14 protein-coding genes are annotated in these 17,327 nt (G+C 70.9%); 4 read left to right on the top strand and 10 right to left on the bottom strand.

Going from position 1 to position 17,327, the window contains the following annotated elements; genetic code table 11:
- Positions 1–234: 234 nt before the first annotated feature.
- On the bottom strand, positions 235–1,242 hold the full coding sequence (locus AQI70_RS25910; protein ID WP_062154086.1) for a stage II sporulation protein M: 1,008 nt from the start codon (positions 1,240–1,242) through the stop codon (positions 235–237).
- A 130-nt stretch (positions 1,243–1,372) separates the two neighbouring features.
- Here AQI70_RS25910 and AQI70_RS25905 point away from each other — a divergent pair, with 130 nt between their 5' ends.
- Positions 1,373–2,353 carry an RDD family protein gene (locus AQI70_RS25905; RefSeq protein ID WP_062154084.1) on the top strand — a complete coding sequence of 327 codons (981 nt, stop codon included), beginning with the start codon at positions 1,373–1,375 and terminating at the stop codon, positions 2,351–2,353.
- Positions 2,354–2,442: 89 nt separating this feature from the next.
- On the opposite strand, the gene AQI70_RS25900 is transcribed toward AQI70_RS25905, so the two are convergent.
- Both AQI70_RS25900 and ahcY read right to left on the bottom strand, forming a co-directional pair.
- The gene (locus AQI70_RS25900) at positions 2,443–3,057 is read right to left on the bottom strand and encodes a hypothetical protein (RefSeq protein WP_004000739.1); all 615 of its coding nucleotides are present in this window, start codon (positions 3,055–3,057) and stop codon (positions 2,443–2,445) included.
- 155 nt (positions 3,058–3,212) lie between these two features.
- A complete protein-coding gene (ahcY, locus tag AQI70_RS25895; RefSeq protein ID WP_062154082.1) occupies positions 3,213–4,670 on the bottom strand; it encodes an adenosylhomocysteinase in 1,458 nt (485 codons plus the stop codon).
- A 495-nt stretch (positions 4,671–5,165) separates the two neighbouring features.
- On the opposite strand from ahcY, the gene AQI70_RS25890 reads away from it, so the two are divergent.
- Both AQI70_RS25890 and lepB read left to right on the top strand, forming a co-directional pair.
- Positions 5,166–7,259, top strand: coding sequence for a fructose-specific PTS transporter subunit EIIC (locus AQI70_RS25890; protein WP_062154080.1), 2,094 nt, complete (start codon positions 5,166–5,168; stop codon positions 7,257–7,259).
- A gap of 238 nt (positions 7,260–7,497) precedes the next feature.
- On the top strand, positions 7,498–8,184 hold the full coding sequence (lepB, locus tag AQI70_RS25885; RefSeq protein WP_079051481.1) for a signal peptidase I: 687 nt from the start codon (positions 7,498–7,500) through the stop codon (positions 8,182–8,184).
- Between the two features lie 80 nt (positions 8,185–8,264).
- Here the strand turns inward: lepB and AQI70_RS25880 are convergent, their stop codons facing one another.
- From AQI70_RS25880 to AQI70_RS25855, 7 genes are all read right to left on the bottom strand, one after another.
- Positions 8,265–9,245, bottom strand: coding sequence for a cation diffusion facilitator family transporter (locus AQI70_RS25880; RefSeq protein WP_062154078.1), 981 nt, complete (start codon positions 9,243–9,245; stop codon positions 8,265–8,267).
- Between the two features lie 182 nt (positions 9,246–9,427).
- On the bottom strand, positions 9,428–10,579 hold the full coding sequence (manA, locus tag AQI70_RS25875) for a mannose-6-phosphate isomerase, class I (RefSeq protein WP_062154076.1): 1,152 nt from the start codon (positions 10,577–10,579) through the stop codon (positions 9,428–9,430).
- A 141-nt stretch (positions 10,580–10,720) separates the two neighbouring features.
- Positions 10,721–11,848: an SIS domain-containing protein gene (locus AQI70_RS25870; RefSeq protein ID WP_062154074.1), complete on the bottom strand. Its 1,128-nt coding sequence runs from the start codon at positions 11,846–11,848 to the stop codon at positions 10,721–10,723.
- A gap of 165 nt (positions 11,849–12,013) precedes the next feature.
- Positions 12,014–12,184, bottom strand: a complete 171-nt coding sequence (locus tag AQI70_RS37750) for a Trm112 family protein (protein ID WP_004000724.1) — start codon at positions 12,182–12,184, stop codon at positions 12,014–12,016.
- 654 nt (positions 12,185–12,838) lie between these two features.
- Positions 12,839–14,203: a phosphomannomutase/phosphoglucomutase gene (locus tag AQI70_RS25865; protein WP_062154072.1), complete on the bottom strand. Its 1,365-nt coding sequence runs from the start codon at positions 14,201–14,203 to the stop codon at positions 12,839–12,841.
- A gap of 113 nt (positions 14,204–14,316) precedes the next feature.
- Positions 14,317–15,933, bottom strand: a complete 1,617-nt coding sequence (locus tag AQI70_RS25860) for an L-lactate permease (protein ID WP_062154070.1) — start codon at positions 15,931–15,933, stop codon at positions 14,317–14,319.
- 132 nt (positions 15,934–16,065) lie between these two features.
- Positions 16,066–16,443 carry a DUF3499 domain-containing protein gene (locus AQI70_RS25855; RefSeq protein WP_062154068.1) on the bottom strand — a complete coding sequence of 126 codons (378 nt, stop codon included), beginning with the start codon at positions 16,441–16,443 and terminating at the stop codon, positions 16,066–16,068.
- Between the two features lie 319 nt (positions 16,444–16,762).
- On the opposite strand from AQI70_RS25855, the gene AQI70_RS25850 reads away from it, so the two are divergent.
- Positions 16,763–17,212 carry a metallopeptidase family protein gene (locus tag AQI70_RS25850; RefSeq protein ID WP_079051480.1) on the top strand — a complete coding sequence of 150 codons (450 nt, stop codon included), beginning with the start codon at positions 16,763–16,765 and terminating at the stop codon, positions 17,210–17,212.
- The last annotated feature ends 115 nt before the right edge of the window (positions 17,213–17,327 follow it).

Genomic DNA, 17,327 nt, shown 5'->3' with positions numbered 1-17,327 from the left:
ATCCCGACTTTATCAGAAGTTCCGGGCCGGACTGGCCGGCCACTCATTTCCGAATCTATCGGGAGGGGCTTCTCGGGAATCGATGTTCCACTGAAGCGCGTAGACACTCACTCTGCCCGGCTGGACTACATCCACTTCCAGGCAACTGTTCGAATCTACCTCCCCACACGCTCCGTGTCAACGGCTCCTGTGGGGCGAAGAGGAGACTAGCAGCTCAGCGGGCCTGGACGCACATCAGGCGGCCGTCGGAACGGCGGCGCTGCGCTCGGACGCCTCGACGTCGCCTGTCTCTCCCGCGCGGGCCGCACGTCCGCCGAGGACATAGACGTAGGCGAGGAAGGCCAGCTCGGCGACGACGCCGATGCTGATACGCGCCCACGTGGGCAGGCCGGAAGGGGTGACGAAGCCTTCGATGGCGCCGGAGACGAAGAGGACCAGGGCGAGGCCTATCGCCATGCCGAGCGCGGCTCGGCCTTCCTCGGCGAGGGCTGCGCGTCGGGTGCGCGGGCCCGGGTCGATGAGGGTCCAGCCGAGGCGTAGGCCGGTGCCGGCGGCGACGAAGACCGCGGTCAGTTCGAGGAGACCGTGTGGCAGGACAAGACCGAGGAAGGTGTCCAGTCGCCCTGCCGAGGACATCAGGCCGAATCCGACGCCGAGATTGAGCATGTTCTGGAAGAGGATCCAGAGCACCGGAAGGCCGAGGAAGACGCCCAATATGAGACACAGGGCAGCGGCCCAGGCGTTGTTCGTCCAGACCTGGGCCGCGAAGGACGCCGCGGGATGGCTGGAGTAGTACGTCTCGTACTGGCCGCCGGGGCGGGTGAGCTCACGCAGTTCGCTGGGGGCCGCAATGGTGGCCTGTACTTCGGGGTGGGTCCCGATCCACCAGCCCAAGAGAGCCGCTACGAGGGTGGACAGGAGCGCTGTGGGGACCCACCAGTGGCGCGACCGGTAGACCGCGGCCGGGAAGCCGTGGGTGAGGAAGCGGGTGACATCGCGCCAGGAGGCGCGTCGGGTGCCTGTGACGGCACTACGCGCGCGTGCCACGAGCTGGCTGAGCCGACCGGTCAGCTGAGGGTCTGGGGCGCTGGACTGGATCAGGGAGAGATGGGTGGCGGCGCGCTGGTAGAGGACGACGAGTTCGTCGGCCTCGGCGCCGGTGAGGCGGCGCTGGCGCCCGAGCAGGGCGTCGAGGCGGTCCCACTCGGCTCGATGGGCGGTGACGAAGACGTCGAGGTCCATCTGTTTTTCTGCTCCCCGGCTGTTCGTCGGCGACTCGTCGTAGAGGTCAGCTTGTCGTACTGCGGCGCGATGCGCCCTCAGCTTGGCAGACTGGCCGTTCCAGGGGCAGGTCAGGGGAAGGACGGACGGCGTGAGTGAGCTGGTTACGGGCGAGGCGGTGGCGCTGGAGTTGCGCCCCGCGAAGCTGCCCAGCAGGGCGCTGGCCGTGCTGCTCGATCTGGCCGTGGCAGTGATCGCCTATATCGCCGTGACCATGGGCGTGGTGGCCGCCACCGCTTCCCTCGACGAGGCGGCGCAGACCGCGCTGTCGATCGCGATGTTCGTTCTGCTGCTGGTGGGCGGGCCGATCGCCGTGGAGACGCTCAGCCACGGGCGATCGCTCGGGAAGATGGCGTGCGGGCTGCGGGTGGTGCGGGATGACGGCGGACCGATCCGGTTCCGGCACGCACTGGTGCGGGGTCTCATCGGGGTGATCGAGATTCTGATGACGCTTGGCGTCGTCGCCGTGATCGCTTCGCTGGTGTCCGCGCGCGGGCGGCGCCTCGGCGATGTCTTCGCCGGGACTCTCGTCGTACGGGAACGCGTACCCCTCACGCAGACGGGCTTCGTTCCCCCGCCACCGCCGTGGTTGGCCGGACGGTTCTCGGGACTTGACCTGTCGGCGGTTCCTGATGGCTTGTGGCTCGCCATTCGCCAGTACCTGACACGGATGCAGCAACTTGACCCGCAGGTCGGCTGGAGCATGGCGGAGCGGCTCGCGACGGACCTCGCGGCGCACACCGGCACTCCGGCGCCGCAGGGGGTGCCAGCGGCGGCGTATCTGGCGGCAGTTCTGCAGGAGCGGCAGGCGCGGGAGGCGCGGCGAGCCTTCGGCAACGGGCCGGCTGGGGGCGGTGCGCCTGGTGGTGCCGGTGCTGCGGCAGGTGCACCGGGTGCGTACGGTCCCCCGGCCATGTCTTCCGGAGCCGCTCCAGTCGGCGGTCAGCCCGTGGCTCAGGAGGAAGTCGGTCGTTCCGCTGTACCGCACGCCGACGCCGGGCCGCAGACTTCGGCGCCGCAGGACGCGCCACCGGTCGACCGGCCCGCCACCGGCTTCGTTCCACCTGCCTAGGTGTTGCCTCAGGGGAACTGACGGTTCCGCGAAACCAGCCGGTCCGTCTCTGCTCCCCGCCCGTTTCTCTCCTGCCGGACCCGCGGTGCTCAAGCGAACGTCGACGGTGGGGAGTCCAGGTCCTCCAGTTCGATGCCGGGGGCCGCGAGGACCACGTCGCCCGCGATGTGTACGGCGTGCTGCTCGCCCGTGTCCAGGGCTGTGACCTGGTATTCGTCCACGGTCAGGGGGGCGTTGTCAGTGGCGTGTGTTTCTCTGTTCACCAAGGCCCAGGACTGGTCCACGGTGCGCGGGGCGAGGACCGGGTCCGTGAAGGCCACGAGGCGCACGCGGGTTGCCGAGGTGGAAGGGGTGAGGCGTAGCAGACGAGTGGTGGCGATGAGGAACGCGGGGGACGTTCCGGTGAAGGCGTGGGCGCGCACATTGCCTTCCGTGGCGTGAGCCCCGGTGGGGTCAGTACGGACCCAGGTGACGCCGTCGAGGGCGGCACCGCGTACCTGCCAGCCGCCGGCGTGGAGTTCGAGGCGGATGGGGCGGCCCAGTTCGTCGAGGGCGAGGTCGACGGAGCCGCTGTGATCGCCCGCGGGGGTGGTCAGCTGGGAGACATAGCGCCAGCCGGAAGGGCCGGGGGCGCAGTGGAAGTGCTCTTCTGCGAGGGGGGTGTGATCGTGCGGATCGTGGAGCGAATAACGGCCGCGGGGCATCGTCGGGGTCCTGGGGTTTGACGGGCTGGGCCGGCCACGCGAGCCGGACAGGCCGCACGGGCCAATGGGGCAGGCCCCCGGCACGGGGGTGCGGGGGCCTGCCTCGGAGGATCTGCTGCTGAGCAGCGCGTCAGTGCACGGACGCGCTGCTGGGCTCAGTAGCGGTAGTGGTCCGGCTTGTACGGTCCCTCGACCTCGACGCCGATGTACGCGGCCTGCTCGGGGCGGAGCTTCGTCAGCTTCACGCCGAGCGCGTCCAGGTGGAGGCGGGCGACCTTCTCGTCCAGGTGCTTGGGCAGCGTGTACACGCCGGTCGGGTAGGCGTCGGGCTTGGTGAACAGCTCGATCTGGGCCAGGGTCTGGTCCGCGAAGGAGTTGGACATCACGAACGACGGGTGGCCGGTGGCGTTGCCCAGGTTCAGCAGGCGGCCCTCGGACAGGACGATGATGACCTTGCCGTCGGGGAAGGTCCAGGTGTGGACCTGCGGCTTGACCTCGTCCTTGACGATGCCCGGGACCTTGGCGAGACCGGCCATGTCGATCTCGTTGTCGAAGTGGCCGATGTTGCCGACGATCGCCTGGTGCTTCATCTTGGCCATGTCCGAGGCCATGATGATGTCCTTGTTGCCGGTCGTGGTGATGAAGATGTCGGCCTTGTCGATGACCTCGTCGAGGGTCGTGACCTGGTAGCCGTCCATCGCCGCCTGGAGCGCGCAGATCGGGTCGATCTCGGTGACGATCACGCGGGCGCCCTGTCCGCGCAGGGACTCCGCGCAGCCCTTGCCCACGTCGCCGTAGCCGCAGACGACCGCGGTCTTGCCGCCGATGAGGACGTCGGTGGCGCGGTTGATGCCATCGATCAGGGAGTGGCGGCAGCCGTACTTGTTGTCGAACTTCGACTTGGTGACGGCGTCGTTGACGTTGATCGCCGGGAACAGGAGGGTGCCGTCGCGCTGCATCTCGTACAGGCGGTGGACGCCGGTCGTGGTCTCCTCGGTCACGCCGCGGATCTCGGATGCCAGCTGGGTCCACTTCTGGGCGTTCTCGCCCAGGGTGCGGTGGAGCAGCTGGAGGATGACGCGGTGCTCGTCGGACTCGGCGGTCTCGATGGCCGGGACCTTGCCGTCCTTCTCGTACTCGACGCCCTTGTGGACGAGGAGGGTGGCGTCACCGCCGTCGTCCAGGATCATGTTCGGGCCGCCGGTGGGGGTGTTCGGCCAGGTCAGGGCCTGCTCCGTGCACCACCAGTACTCCTCCAGGGTCTCGCCCTTCCAGGCGAAGACCGGGATGCCCTGCGGGTTGTCGGGCGTGCCGTTCGGGCCGACGGCGATGGCGGCCGCGGCGTGGTCCTGGGTGGAGAAGATGTTGCAGGACGCCCAGCGGACCTCGGCGCCGAGGGCGGCCAGGGTCTCGATGAGGACGGCGGTCTGCACGGTCATGTGCAGGGAGCCGGTGATGCGGGCGCCGGCCAGCGGCTGGGCCTCGGCGTACTCCTTGCGGATCGCCATCAGGCCGGGCATCTCGTGCTCGGCGAGGGTGATCTCCTTGCGGCCGAACTCGGCCAGGGAGAGATCGGCGACCTTGAAGTCCTGTCGGTTCTCGACAGTCGTCATTACGAGCTGCTCCTCGGGGTTTGGGTCGAGGGTGGGTACGGCTGGTCTGCGCGGCGGCGGACACAGGGGTGCCCGAAGAGGACACAGGCATGCCCGCGTGCGCGCAGCGCAGTCCGTCGGAGGCCCTCTCTCCCTCGGTCGGTCCGTGTGGGGACCGCCCGACCGCCATCAGCAGCGACGTCTGGCTCTGTCCCAAGCTACACCGGGAGGCCCGGCCGTCCCCAGTCCGCCTCCGAAGAGATCGCGCCATCACCGCGGTCGTACAGGGCACAGGCTCGGGGTCGACGGTGGGTCAGGTGACGGTCGCGTGCGGGAGCGATAACAGGACACCAACGAAGGGAGAACAGGAGGCGGCAGACCGGGACGATGAGGGACCTTTGTGCCTTTGAGCCGGTGGCGCGGTGGTGCAGGATGCCAGGGGTTCGGAACAGCTGATCGATCTTGCGGGGCGTCCGGGACGGCGATTCCGCATGACAAAGGCGTTAGGAGATCGACGTGACCAGTACAGCCGGCCCTCCCACTGGGGGCAGAGGCGGTGGCGAGCAGAGGCGGTTGAAGCTGCTCGCGGTGACCGCGTGTCCGACGGGCATCGCGCACACGTACATGGCGGCGGAGAAGCTCGTGCAGGCCGCCGAGAGCCGCGGTATCGACATGAAGGTGGAGACCCAGGGGTCGATCGGGGCTGAAAACGTTCTAAGTGACAACGATGTCAACGCCGCGGACGGCATCATCGTCGCCGCGGACAAGGACGTGGACCTGAGCCGTTTCGCGGGGAAGCGGGTTCTCACCGTCGGGGTGGCGGAGGGCATTCACCACCCAGAGCGGCTGATCGAGCGGGTGTTGTCGGCGCCCGTGCACGAGGCGGGGGCCGCGTCCGCGGCTTCGGCGGCCGGCGGTGGCAAGGAGCGGAGCGTCGGGTACAAGGCGCTCATGAACGGGGTCAGTTACATGATCCCGTTCGTCGTGGTCGGCGGGCTGCTGATCGCGGTCTCGCTCTCGCTGGGCGGGCACACCGACCCGTCGGGCGGCCTGGTCATCCCGAAGGACTCCTTCTGGATGGACGTGAACAACATCGGCGTCATCGGCTTCACGCTGATGGTGCCGATTCTGTCCGGGTACATCGCCTATGCCGTCGGGGACCGTCCCGCGCTCGTGCCGGGCATGATCGGCGGCTGGATCGCCAACACCGGTGAGCTGTACGATTCCAAGGCGGGCGCCGGGTTCATCGGGGCGATCGTGACCGGGTTCCTCGCCGGGTATCTGGTGCTGGGGATCAAGAAGGTCAAGGTCCCGAAGTTCGTGCAGCCGATCATGCCGATCATCGTGATCCCGATCGTGGCGACCACTGCTCTCGGCCTGTTCTTCATCTACGTCATCGGTAAGCCGATCTCCTGGGTCTTCGAGCACCTGACCGACTGGCTGAGCGGGATGACCGGCACGAGCGCGATCCTGCTCGGCGCGATTCTCGGGCTCATGATCGCGTTCGACATGGGCGGGCCGGTCAACAAGACGGCGTTCCTGTTCGGCGCCGGGCTCATCGCGACCGGCAACCAGACGGTCATGGGCATGTGCGCGGCCGCGATCCCGGTCATGCCGTTGGGGCAGGGCCTGGCCACGCTGATACGGAAGCGGCTGTACACCGAGCAGGAGCGGGAGACGGGGCTCGCCTCGCTGTTCATGGGCTGCTTCGGCATCTCCGAGGGCGCGATTCCGTTCGCCGCGGCACGGCCGGCCCAGGTCATCCCCGCCAACATGCTGGGCGGCGCGGTGGCCGGTGCTCTCGCCGGGGTCGCCGGGGTCGAGGACGCCGTGCCGCACGGCGGGCCGATCGTGGCCGTGCTGGGCGCGGTGAGCGGGGTACCGATGTTCTTCGTGGCCGTGGTGATCGGTTCGGCCGTCACCGCGCTGGCGACGGTCGCTCTGGTCGACCTGGCTGAGCGCAGGCGGCGTGGGGAGGCGGGTGCCGGCACGGGCACGGTCCGTCCCGAGCCCGCGCTGGTCGGGGCGGGCGTCGCAGGACCTGGGGCTGGTGCCGACGGCGCCGTGCTGGGCGCTGCCGGTGCCGCCGTGGCGCAGAGGGTCGTATCGGAGCCGGAGGCGGTCGACGCGGCGGATGCCGGCACCGCCCCGGCCGAGGTCCTCTCCGGCTACCTCACCGAGCGGACGGTGAAGGTCGAACTCGGCGCGGCCGACAAGGAGTCCGCGATCCGGGAGATGGCCGAGTTGCTGGCGCGCACCGGGAAGGTCGCGGACGTGGGCGAGCTGGTGGCGACCGCACTCCGGCGCGAGGCCCAGGGCACGACCGGGCTGGGTGAGGAGATCGCGATTCCGCATGCCAAGACGGATGCGGTGACCGCGCCGGTCGTCGGTTTCGCGCGGTCCGTGCAGGGCGTCGAGTGGGGCTCGCTGGACGGTACGAAGGCGAGGCTGGTGTTCATGATCGCCGTACCGGAGGCGGCCGCGGGTGACGAGCATCTGCGGATTCTGGCGCTGCTGTCACGGAAGTTGACGGACGCCGGGTTCCGGGAGCGGCTGCTGGACGCGCCGGACGAGCCGGCCGTTCTCGAGGTGCTGCGCGAGGTCGGGTAGCCAGGCGCGACGGGGCCCGCGTCGGGAGGCCGGGCGCGGGTCCGCGTCGGTGGGCCGGGGCACGGGTCCGCGTCGGTAGGCCCGGGCGCGGGCCCGCGTCGGTAGGCCCGGGCGCGGGCCCGCGTCGGTAGGCCCGGGCGCGGGCCCGCGTCGGTAGGCCCGGGCGCGGGTCCGCACGGTCCGGTCGCGGACACCCGCTACGCTCTGCGCCCGCGGACGGGCCGCATGGGGAGGAACGATGTCGGGCAAAGGGCGGGGGCTGGCGATCGCAGCCGTCGTGGTGGGGCTGGTGGGGCTGTTGCTGGGGCTGGGCGGCGTCGCCTACGCCCGGCAGGCGTTCGGTGGCTCCGTCGTGTCGAGCGAGAGCATGACGCCGACGTACGGACCGGGCGACCGGGTCGTCTATGAGCGGGTCGACGGAAGCGAGGTGCGGCGCGGGGACGTCGTGGTGTTCTCGGCGCCGGACCGGTACGGCTTCGAGGGGCTGGTGATGGAGCGGGTCATCGGCGTGGGCGGCGACCACGTGGTGTGCTGCACGGGAGAGGGCGCGGGCACGCGGGTCTCCGTGAACGGGAAGCCGTTGCAGGAGCCGTATGTGAAGAGCGCCGAGGCCAGCCGTGGGTTCGGCATGTCCTCCTACGACGTGCGGGTCCCCGAGGGGCGGCTGTTCATGCTGGGCGACCATCGCGCGAACGCCCGTGACTCGCGGGCCTTCCTCGACGACCGGGGCGGGACGCTTCCGGAGTCCGTGATCCGGGGGCGCGTGATCGAGGACTACACCGTGCCGGCGGTTCTCGGCACGGCGATGATGCTCGGTGTGGTGCTGGTGCTGGTCGGCGTCGGGCTGGGGATCGCCGCCGTGGTCGTACGGCGAAAGGCGCGGGCCTTGGTGCCGCCCCCGCCGCCGTGGGCGGTGCAGGTCTGAGTACGCAGCCGCGGACGAAGCCCAAGGGGCCCGCCGAGTGACTCGGCGGGCCCCTGTGCCGTGAAGTCCCTTACGAGACGTCAGTGTCCGGCGCTGCTCGGTGCCGGTCCGCCGGGCGTCGCGTCGCGGTCGGCGCCCTTCGCGGCCTCGGTCTCGCTGTAGATGTCGGGTTCGAGGTAGATCACGCGCGCGATCGGGACGGCCTCGCGGATGCGGGACTCGGCGGCGTCGATGGCGGAGGCGACCTCGGCGGCCGTGTCCTCGTGCTGGACGGCGATCTTGGCGGCGACCAGGAGCTCCTCGGGGCCGATGTGGAGCGTGCGCATGTGGATGATGCGGGTGACCGTGTCGCCGTCGACGATGGCGGCCTCGATCTTCTTGACCTCCTCGATGCCGGCGGCCTCGCCGAGCAGCAGCGACTTTGTCTCGACAGCCAGGACGACCGCGATCAGGACGAGGAGGACACCGATGCAGACGGTGCCGATGCCGTCCCAGACGCTGTCGCCGGTGAGCAGGGCCAGGCTGACGCCGCCCAGGGCGAGGATCAGACCGACCAGCGCGCCGAGGTCCTCCAGGAGGACGACGGGCAGCTCGGGGGCCTTGGCGTGGCGGACGAACTCCTTCCAGGACTTCTTGCCGCGCAGGACGTTGGACTCCTTGATGGCCGTGCGGAAGGAGAAGGTCTCGGCGATGATCGCGAAGACGAGGACGCCGACCGGCCAGTACCAGTGCTCGATGTCGTGCGGGTGCTTGATCTTCTCGTAGCCCTCGTAGAGGGCGAACATGCCGCCGACGGAGAACAGGATGATCGAGACGAGGAAGGCGTAGATGTAGCGCTCCCGGCCGTAGCCGAAGGGGTGCTGCGGGGTCGCCTCGCGCTTGGCCTTCTTGCCGCCGACCAGCAGCAGGGCCTGGTTGCCGGAGTCGGCGAGCGAGTGCACGCCCTCGGCGAGCATCGACGACGAGCCGCTGAACGCGAACGCAACGAACTTCGCTGCCGCGATCGCGAGGTTGGCGGCGAGTGCCGCCACGATCGCCTTGGTACCGCCTGACGCGCTCATGTGTCGCGTTGTCCCTTCGCCTTCGTAAGCCTTCGTAGGCCTTCGTAGCCTTCGTACGTACGCCGTCCAGGGCGTCGCCGAGGGGGGCGTGACCCCCCGTTCGGCTTTGCCCGTCCTTTGCCGGTGGGCCATTGTTGCAGCCCGGTCCGACAATGGCGCGCCGGGTCGTCGGATGCCCTCGGTCAGGCGACGACGGTGGCCCGGAAGACCGTACCGGCGCCGGACACTTCGGCTTTTTCGCCCGCCGGTACGAAGACGGACTCACCGGGCGTCAGTTCGTGCTCCCCGGCGCGGACGGAACCCGCCGTGCAGAGCAGGATCTGCGGGGTGGCGCGGGTGAGGTCGTGGGCGGGGGTGCCCTCCGGGAGGACGTACCGGGACAGCCGGAACTCGTCGATCGGGGTCTCGTAGACCTCCTCGCCGTCCGGGGCGGCCTCCGGGCGCAGTACGCCCGGGTCGCTCGGCTCGAAGCGGACGATGCGCAGGAGTTCGGGGACGTCGACGTGCTTGGGGGTGAGGCCGCAGCGCAGGACGTTGTCGGAGTTGGCCATGATCTCGACGCCGAGGCCGCTCAGGTAGGCGTGCGGGATGCCGGCGCCGAGGAACAGTGCCTCGCCGGGCTGCAGGCGGACGTGGTTGAGGAGCATGGCGGCGATGACGCCGGGGTCGCCCGGGTAGTGGTGGGCGATGTCGGCGTAGGGCGCGTAGTCGCCGCCGAGACGGGAGCAGGCTGCCGCGGCCTCGGCGACGGTGTGGGCCATCTCGTCCGGGTCGGCGGTGAGGATCGCGGTGAGCACCTCGCGCAGGGCCGCGTCCTCGGGATGGGCGTGCAGCAGGTCGACGTACGGCTTGAGGGAGTCGACGCCGAGGCCGTCGAGCAGGTCGGCGGCCCGGACGGGGTCGCGGAAGCCGCACAGGCCGTCGAACTCGGTGAGGGCGCAGATCAGTTCGGGCTTGTGGTTAGCGTCCTTGTAGTTGCGGTGGCCGGCGTCGACCGGGATGCCACGGCGCTCCTCGTCCTCGTAACCCTCCTTCGCCTGCTCCAGGTCGGGGTGCACCTGGAGGGAGAGCGGGGCGCCGGCGGCGAGGATCTTGAGCAGGAAGGGCAGGCGGGGGCCGAACTTCGCGACGGCCGCCGCGCCCAGTTCACGCTCCGGGTCGGCCTCGATGACCTCGACGAGCGTGCCGCGCCCGGTGCGCGAGGGTGCGCCCGGGTGCGCGCCCATCCACATCTCCGCCTGCGGTTCGCCGGTGGGCTCGACGCCGAGGAGCTTCGGGATCGCGGTGGTGGAACCCCAGGCGTAGGGGCGGATGGTGTTGTCGAGGCGGTCCATGGGGTTGTGTGTCTGCTCTCTGTGCGTACGACGCCGGTTCTCTTCGGGTGGGACGCGGCTTCGGCTTGTGTGACGCGGGTTCGGCTTGTGTACGGCTGCCGGTTCCTTCTGCGTACGGCTGTCAGCGCGCCCTGGGACAGATCAGGCTCCCGAGGCGAGCGCCAGGTAAACGGCGGCGAAATCCGTGATGGCGATCAGTTCCGCGAGGGTCTCCAGTTCGCCGCCGGCTTCCGGCTCCAGTTCGCTGATCGGCGTGTCGTGGCTGAGGGCCAGGTCGCGGGCGGCGGGCGCGGCGGTGAGGCCGCCGATCGGGCGGTCGCGCAGCAGCACCACGCGCGCGTGCAGGGCGGGTGGCTCCTCCACGCGGTCACGGAAGAAGTCGTCGGGGTCGGCGCTCGCCGCGAGCGGTCCGGCGAGCAGGGCGCTGTGCGAGGCGAGCGCCTCGGGCAGTTCGGCGACGACCGCGGGGACGCCGGACAACTCGGCGAGCGCGGCGGCGAAACGGCGGCCGGCCGGACCGGCGGACACGCCCTCGGTCCAGATCAGCGGAAGCGCGTCGGCGAGTTCGGCGGCCAGGGTCTTGGCGGGGTTGCTGTACGTCGCGATGGCGGGGCCGCATCGCTCGGCGATGTGGTCGAGGCGGTCGGCGACCTTCTCCAGGGCGTCGGGCGGGGCGGCGACCAGGCCGGTGCGGTCGAGGATCGCCAGCAGCGGGGTGAGCAGCGCCCACAGGACGCCCGGGGCGGAGGCCGCGAGGGGTTCGTCCTGCTCGTAGGGGGCGGTCGCCATCGGCACGAACAGGCCGTGGTTGCTGTGCACCGCTTCGCTGAGCGGGGAGCGGGCGGGGGCCACGGCGACGACCGTGCAGCCGCGGCGGTAGGCCTGTTCGGCGAGCAGGGACAGGCCCGGTTCGGTGCCGTCGGGGGTGGTGATCAGCAGCAGGTCCACGGAGCCGGCCCAGCCGGGCAGCTCCCAGCGCAGGGCGCCCGCGGCGGGGGCGACGCCGGAGGGGGCCAGTCGGGTGACGGGGCTGGTGGCGCCGGCGAGCGTGCCGAGGAGGTCGGCGGCGCAGATGGCGGCGGCGCCTGGGCCCGCGATGAGGATGGCGCGGGGGCGGCCGTCGGGTTTGAGGTCGTTGACGCCGGCCTCGGCGGCGTGCCGGGTGGCGGTGCGGACGCGGGCGCCGGCTTCGGCCGCGCCGCGGAGCAGGGCACGGTGGTCGGCCTCGGCGAGCGCGTCCGGCGTGTCGAGCAGCGATTCGTCGAGCATGGGTGGCAGCCTCCGATCGCCGGGTCGTCTGGGGCGGGTGTCCTGCGCGGGTGTGTTGGCCGGGGGGCTTTGCTCGGGCGGGGGTTGGCTTTGTTGCCTTTTACGTCTTTGTTGCCTTTGTGCGGGCGCCGTTGCGGCTGTGGCGTCGGGCGCCATGGTCTCGCTTTACGCGGGGCGGCGGGCCTCGTCGACGAGCAGGACGGGGATGCCGTCGCGGACGGGGTACGCCAGGCCGCAGTCCTGGCTGGTGCAGATCAGCTCGGCGTCCTGCTCCTTGAGGGGGGCGTGACAGGCCGGGCAGGCGAGGATCTCCAGGAGGCCGGCTTCCAGCGGCATGGGGGGTCCCTTCTGGGGTGGGGGTGTGCGGTACGTGCGTGTGCGCGGATGTGCCTGGTCAGCGTACCGCCGGTGCGGGCGGGGTGCCGGGGTTGGGCGGGACGGCGTTGGGGTGGCCGTGGGGGGGGCGCCCCCGCCGCCCCTACCCGTCCCGTCCTCCAGGGGCTCCGCCCCTTCGACCCCGCGTACCTGGGGGCCTGCGGCCCCCAGACCCCCGCTATCGGCCCTGAACGGGCCTCGTCCTCAAACGCCGGACGGGCTGAGATTGCCTGGACCGGCGCTGGGAAGTGGCCGCCCGCTGAGTCTGCGAGTCCCAGCGGGTGGGTGGGGGTTCGGGATGGCACGGTCTCGTCGTCAGACGCCGGACGGGCTGGAATACCCCGGCCGGCGCTGGGAAGTGACCGCTCGCTGAGTCTGCGAGCCCCAGCGGGTGGTGGGGGCTCGGGACGGCACGGTCTCGTCCTCAGGCGCCGGGCGGGCTGAGATTGCCGGGACCGGCGCCGGGGAGTGACCGCCTCCAGGGCGTCCGCACCAAGCGGGTGGGTGGGGGCTAGGGGTGGCGCGTCCTCGTCCTCAGGCGCCGGACCGGCCGCATGATGCCGACCGGCGTCGGGATGTAGGGACGCAGCCCCCAACCGAGCCGTCGTCCTGGCCTCAGCCCCTGATGATCTCCAGCACCTCGTCCCGTACCTTCGCCATCGTCGCCTCGTCCCGGGCCTCGGCGTTCAGGCGCAGCAGCGGCTCCGTGTTGGACGGGCGGACGTTGAACCACCAGTCGGCGGCCGTCACGGTCAGGCCGTCGAGTTCGTCCAGTTCCACGCCCTCCCGGCCCTCGTAGGTGGACTTGATGGCGGCCAGGCGGCCTGCCTGGTCGGCGACCGTGGAGTTGATCTCGCCGGAGCCGGTGTAGCGGTCGTACTGGGCGACGAGGCCGGACAGGGGGCCGTCCTGGCCGCCGAGGGCCGCCAGGACGTGCAGGGCGGCCAGCATGCCCGTGTCGGCGTTCCAGAAGTCCTTGAAGTAGTAGTGGGCGGAGTGCTCGCCGCCGAAGATCGCGCCGGTCTGCGCCATCTCGGCCTTGATGAAGGAGTGGCCGACGCGGGTGCGGACCGGCGTGCCGCCGTTCTCCTTGACGACCTCCGGGACCGACCAGGACGTGATCAGGTTGTGGATGATCGTGCCCTTGCCGCCGTGCTTGGCGAGTTCGCGGGAGGCCACCAGGGCGGTGACGGCGGACGGGGAGACGGGCGCGCCGTGCTCGTCGACGACGAAGCAGCGGTCGGCGTCGCCGTCGAAGGCGATGCCGAGGTCGGCGGATTCGTCGCGGACACGCTTCTGGAGGTCGACGATGTTCGCCAGGTCCAGGGGGTTCGCCTCGTGGTTCGGGAACGTGCCGTCCAGTTCGAAGTACATCGGGACGAGGGTGAGGGGCAGGCCCTCGAAGACCGTGGGGACCGTGTGGCCGCCCATGCCGTTGCCCGCGTCGACGACGACCTTCAGGGGGCGGATGGAGGTCAGGTCGACGAGGGAGCGGAGGTGGGCCGCGTAGTCCTCCAACGTGTCCCGCTGCGTGATCGTTCCCGGCGTCGCCGCCGGCTCCGGGGCGCCCGACTCGCTCCACCGCTCGACCAGTTCGCGGATCTCGGCGAGGCCGGAGTCCTGGCCGACGGGGGCCGCGCCCGCGCGGCACATCTTGATGCCGTTGTACTGGGCCGGGTTGTGCGAGGCCGTGAACATCGCGCCGGGGAGGTTCAGCGCGCCCGAGGCGTAGTACAGCTGGTCGGTGGAGCACAGGCCGATCTCGGTGACGTCGACGCCCTGGGCCGCCGCCCCGCGTGCGAAGGCGCGGGACAGGCCGGGGGACGAGGGCCGCATGTCGTGCCCGATCACGATCGCGCTCGCGCCGGTCACCTGTACGAAGGCGGCCCCGAAGAGCTCGGCCAGCGGCTCGTCCCACTGGTCCGGGACGACCCCGCGCACGTCGTACGCCTTCACGAGCTGTGACAGATCAGCAGCCACGGCCAACCCTCCTGAAAGTCCTATCGGTCACCTCAAACTACCCGCCCACGCCGACAGCGCGCTGTGTGCCCACCGAGTGGACTCCGAGCCGTAACCTCAGGTCAGTGCGCACGTCAGGGCAGCATCCAGCCCAGCACCGGTGAACTCTGTCCGACCACGATCAGGCACATCACCAGCAGCAGGCCCAGACTCCACGGCAGCACCCGGCGCAGCAGATCCCCCTCCCGGCCCGCGAGGCCTACGGCCGCGCAGGCGATGGTGAGGTTCTGCGGCGAGATCATCTTGCCGAGCACACCACCTGAACTGTTGGCGGCGGCCAGGAGTTCCGGCGACAGCCCCGACTCCCGGGCCGCCGTCACCTGCAACGCGCCGAACAGCGCGTTGGCCGAGGTGTCCGACCCGGACACGGCCACACCGAACCAGCCCAGCACCGGCGACAGGAAGGCGAGCCCCGCGCCGGCCGCCGCCACGAAGTGGCCGATGGTGGCGGCCTGTCCGGAGAGGTTCATGACGTACGCGAGGGCCAGCACGGACGTCACGGTGAGGATGGCGAACCGCAACTCGTGCACGGTCGCGGCCCACTCCCTGACGGCCACGCGCGCGTGCACCCCGAGCACGACCGCCGTGCACACCCCGGCGAGCAGCACGAGCGTGCCTCCGGTGGACACGATCGGCCAGCTGAAGACATTGCCGCCGACCGGCTCCCCGTCCGGGCCGACGACGTTCAGGAAGGGCCAGTCGTACGTCTGGGTCGCCTCGGCCAGCCAGTCCTTGACCACGGGGATCTGCGCGAGGGAGAAGATCACGACGATCAACGCGTACGGCGCGTAGGCCCGTACGACTTCCCGCCGCGGGTCGTCCTCGTCCAACTCCTCGCTCCGCGCCCCGGTCAGCACGGACGCGCGTACGGCCTCGGCGGCGGGCACGCGCGCGTGCGGTACGGCGACCAGGGCGCCCGCGCCGGCCAAGGCGGCGCCGATGTCGGCGAGTTGCGCGGAGACGTAGTTGGAGGCGGCGAACTGGGCGACGGCGAAGGCGACTCCGCACACCAGGGCGGGCACCCAGGTCTCCCGCAGCCCGCGCCGCCCGTCCACGAGCCCGACGAGCACGAGGGGCACCACCAGGGCCAGCAACGGCGTCTGACGCCCCACCAGGGACGCCACGTCGTCCAGCGGCAGCCCGGTGACCTGAGCCAGCGTCACCACGGGTGTGCCCATCGCGCCGAAGGCCACGGGCGCGGTGTTGGCGACCAGCGCGACGACCGCCGCCCGCACCGGTTCGAACCCGAGCGCCACCAGCATGACCGAACAGATCGCGACGGGCGCCCCGAACCCGGCGAGCGCCTCCAGCAGCGCCCCGAAGCAGAAGGCGACGACGAGCGCCTGGATGCGCGGATCGTCGGACAGCCGCCCGAACGACCGGCGCAGGATGTCGAAATGGCGTGTCCGGACGGTCATCCGGTACACCCACAGGGCGTTGACGACGATCCACAGGATGGGGAAGAGCCCGAAGACGGCCCCCTGGGCGGCGCTGGAGAGCGTCTGACCGAGCGGCATGCCGTACGCGAGCCGGGCGACCAGAACGGCCCCCACGAGCCCCGTGAGCCCCGCCAGGTGCGCCTTCACCCGGACCCCGCCCAGCAGGACGAGGACGATCACCAGCGGCAGCGCTGCCACGAGGGCGGACAGGCCGAGCGAGCCGGCGACGGGTTCCAGTTCCTGGACGTACACGGGCGCCTCCCGGATTCCGTCATGCGGAAAGCGATTTCTCGTTCCCGCATACGGAATGGTCGTGTCCGCGCCAACGACACGTCAATGCCCGTGCATCACTCAACGAAGCGAGCGTGCGGACGAAACCGACCGTCAGTTGTCAGGCGATCGAAGTACCCGCAGATGCCCGCGCCGCGCGACCTCCATGGGATCGGCCGCGCGCGCCCCGCCACCACCGGCCCCAGCCGCCCGCTCCTGGGGGCGGGCCGCCTCGCGCACCGCGTTGGCAAGCGCTTCCAGATCATCACCGCTGGGGCGGGCCGGAGCCGAACCGTCCAGCAGACGCACGACCTCCCACCCGCGAGGGGCGGTGAGGCGCTCGGAGTGCTCGGCGCACAGGTCGTAGCAGTGGGGTTCGGCGTAGGTGGCGAGCGGGCCGAGGACCGCGGTCGAGTCGGCGTAGACGTACGTCAGCGTCGCGACGGCGGGACGGCCGCAAGCGGTGCGCGAACAGCGACGTACAGGGCTCACGACGTTGGACGGTACCGCACTCTTGAGCGGGCCGCGACGACTCTCCCCCAGGTCACACCACCGTGTCGTAGTGTGAAACGCCCCACACCCCCTCGCACGCCACCTCACTGACCTGCGGGGAAGCCCCCTGCCGAGATCCCGAACGCACCTGAATCCGGTCACCACTCGCCACAAACCCCATCAATTACCTTGAGCTCGACGGTCTCGGAGAGATACGGAATCGAGCCCAACCTTGGCTGGAATGGTCATCTGCCGACATGCCGTACGGGCGGGTGGACGCCGCCCCGCCCGCCCCGTGGGGGACTACCCTTCGTCAGTGATGGACACCCCCGTACCGCCCCGTGCCGTCGGCCCCGGGCCCCGACGCCGTGATCGCCACGGCCGGGGCATGCGCGGCCCGATCGCACCGCCTCAGGTCCCGCTCGCCGCCAGCCGCGCCGATGCCTTCGCCGACCTGGTGCAGGACTCCGTGGAACGCCTCGAACGCCGCTGGCCCCAGCTGGCCGACATCGATTTCCTGGTCCTGGAGGTCCCCCGGCTGGACGGCCCCGGCCGCACCTGGAACGACGAGGCGGTTCCGCTCGGCGGCACGATTCCCGCGCGCGAGGGACGACGCGCACGGGTGGTCATCTATCGCCGCCCGGTGGAGATCCGCACCAAGGGGCGGGACGAGCGCGCGGCCCTGGTGCACGAGGTGGTCGTGGAACAGGTGGCCGAGCTGCTTGGTCTGACGCCGGAGACGGTGGATCCCCGCTACGGCGAAGACTGACCGCGCCGCCCGCTGCACTGCCCGTGGCCGGGCGGGCCCGTTGTGGCTGCCCCCTGGAGTTTCTCGCCCCCGCCACCCCTGCCCGTCCCTCCCCCAAGCTCTTCGAGCAGGGGGG

This window comes from Streptomyces curacoi (assembly GCF_001513975.1).
In the GTDB taxonomy this organism is placed as follows: domain Bacteria; phylum Actinomycetota; class Actinomycetes; order Streptomycetales; family Streptomycetaceae; genus Streptomyces; species Streptomyces curacoi.
Note: the sequence above shows the minus strand (reverse complement) of the source record. Positions and strands in the feature narration are given on the sequence as shown.